Source organism: Streptomyces kebangsaanensis, assembly GCF_001906585.1.
Taxonomy (GTDB): domain Bacteria; phylum Actinomycetota; class Actinomycetes; order Streptomycetales; family Streptomycetaceae; genus Streptomyces; species Streptomyces kebangsaanensis.
Map to the genome: position 1 here is coordinate 100186 of NZ_JUJA01000154.1, position 2753 is coordinate 102938.

Annotated in this window: 1 protein-coding gene; it reads right to left on the reverse strand. The window is 72.8% G+C overall.

Annotated features, from left to right (window positions below; all coding sequences use genetic code 11):
- A partial coding sequence (locus RH94_RS25550) for a serine-rich family protein (protein WP_199881056.1) occupies positions 1-2753 on the reverse strand: 2753 nt, incomplete at both ends.

The window sequence follows — 2753 nt, forward strand, 5'->3', positions numbered from 1 at the left end:
GGAGCAGGCGGACCCACTCGGCGGCCCGGCGTGCGTGCGCCGGGTCGGAGAGCGACTTGGGGTACGCGGCGGCATGGGCCGCACGCAGCAGGGCGGTCCGCCAGTGGGCGTCACGCTCCGGGATGTGCCGGGGGCGCGCGGCGTCCCCGGTCCGGTCCAGGTGCTCCACCAGCCGCTTCCACCAGCCCGTCGCGAACCGCTCGGCCGCCCCGTCCGTCATCAGCCGGACGAAGTCCTCGTTCGGGACGGCCGTGGTCGCCCGCTCCGCCGGGTACTCCAGGGAGCACTCCACCGGGCAGAAACCGCAAGGTGCCTGGGGACGCAGGGATTCGCGGACCACGGGGGAGGACGCCGCCCAGTGGGCGTGCCGCCGGGCGAGTTCGTCCCGCCCGGCGAGTGGGGCACGCGGGAGGCCGCGCCGCGCGGCGTCCGCCGCTCGCACGTCGGGAACCTCCGTCAGCACCGGACGGTCGACGCGGGAATGCGCCACATAGGCCGACATCTTGGACAGGACGGCGGCGTGGTGCCGCTGATCGTCGCTCAGCAGCATGGTGTCGCCGACCAGCCGCCGGTCCTCCTCCGCCGAGAGTTTGTGCATGACCTTGAGAGCGGTGTTCTTGTACGCGTCGGGGATCAGCTTCGAGGGGTCCTGCTCGATCACCACCAGCCCCTCCCCGTACTTGCGGTTCTCCGCGAGCGTGTTGGCGAATGCCTCCGCCGCTCTGGCCGTGGCGTCACCCTCCCGGTCCGCTCCGCCGCCGGCCGGACGGCGCAACAGCCGGTGGGCCTCCTCGACGAGGGTCACGTGCACCAGCTCGGAGGAGGTGCGGTGCACCTTGTAGTGCTCTGTCATGGCGTTGAGGAGGAGCGCCATCACCAGTGCCTGCTGCTGGGCGTCCCCGAGTTCGGCCAGTTCCACCACCAGAGGCCGGCTCAGCAGTTCGTCGACGGGCATCGACCTGGGTGCCGACAGCACCGGTCCGCAGGGTCCCTCGGCCAGGGACCGTGCCCGCAGCCGGGAGGCGGCCATGATGTTGGCCCGGGCCTCGCCCGCGTAGTCGTGGGAGGCGACCACGTCCTCCATGGCGGCGGTGAAGTCCGCCAGCACCGGCCATGCCTCGTCGCCCCGCGCGGTCGCGGTGATGTCCAGCCCCTGGCGCCGGTAGGTCTCGGTGAGCGCCGTGCGGTAGATGTACGGCAGCGGGTCCCACAGGCCGAAGGCCGCGTCGAAGCAGTCCAGCAGGTTGCCCGCGTGGGTGGAGATCCTGACCCCGGCCGGGACCTCGAAGGGATTGAGCCGCAGCGGGGCGGTGCTCTCGTCACCGGCGGTGAGGACCAGCATGTCCTCGAACCCGGGCAGGGTCGCAAGCCACCGGTAGTCGTCGAGGTCGGTGTTCACCGGCTCCAGGACGGTGAAGGGAATCCGGTGGTCGGCCCAGAGTTGGCGGCACAGCGACAGCGTCGAGTTGGTCTTGCCGGAGCCGCTGCCGCCGACGATCAGCGTGTGCCGGGTGAGGTCGTCGAGTTCGACGCCCAGAGGGGCCGCTGTCCCACCGCGGCCGTCGGTGCTGTGGCCCAGCACCACATGGGGGCCCTCGGGTGCGTAAGCCAGAAATGTCCCCTGACTCACCGCCTGTACGGGGAAGCGGGGGACGAATCCGTTGAGCGCCAGCGGCAACCGGAAGACGGCGCTCGCCTCCTCCACGTCCGCCAGCCATTCCAGTGGCTGGAGGGCGGGCGGCATGGCGCCGGCCCAGCCGCCGTCGTCTCCCCAGAGGGCGAAGTCCAGCCACGCCGTGTTCCCGGTGAAGACAGCCGCCTGCTGCGGGTCGACCGGCCGTACCAGCCGGTAGGCGGGGCCCAGGCCCGCGTCGTCGAGTCGGCCGCCGGGGGTCGCCGATCCACCGCGTGAGACCGTTTCGCCGACCAGGGACGGCAGCGAGTCGTCGAAGGGCACGGGGGACCAGCAGGACAGCCGCATCCGGAACGCGTCGGTGAGATAGCGGCGTCCGGCGTCCGCGTACAGCTGCGCGGCACGTATCGCGAAGGCGTCCGCGGTGACCTTGACCTTGCCGTGGTAGAGCGACCCGGTCTCGAACTCACCGTCGGTGGCGAGTCGTTGGTAGGAAGTGGCGCAGTGGCTCACCGCCGTCCGCAGGGAGGGCGGCACCGGCGCGGGGGTGAGACCGACGCTCAGTGCGACGGGGTGCGGGTGGGCGGTCAGTGCCGTGAGCAGGCTCTCCCAGTGCCGTGACGCGCCCGCGAAGGGCTGGGCCGCGGTGTAGAACCGCACCCCGGCGTCGGGGCGGTTCGGCAGTTCGGTGAGGAGCCGGCGGCGGATCTCGGCCGCGCCGCCCGAAGCGGGATCGAACGGGGCCAGCGCGGAGCGCAGTTCGGCCTCGTCGAGCGCCTCCGTCACCACATGCGGCACGGTGGCGGCGAGCCGGTCGGCCTCCGCCCGGGCCGCGGCGTCCGCCGACGGGGCATCGGGTGCCCATACCCGGACGAGCACGAAGGCGTGGAGGGAGCCCCGGGCCGGATCCCACAGCCAGCGCAGCTCGATCACATACCCGGCCGGTGCGCCCAGCCGTCCCGAGAGGAACGCGGCTTGTTCCCGGACGGCGCGGGCCAGTCGCTGTTCCTCCGGCAGGTCCGCGTACTCCCGGCTGCGCACCAGGTCGGTGGCGGCGACCAGGCGGAGCCCCGCCCAGGCCCAGCTGCCGTGCGGAGGTGCGGGGGCGATCACCGTACCG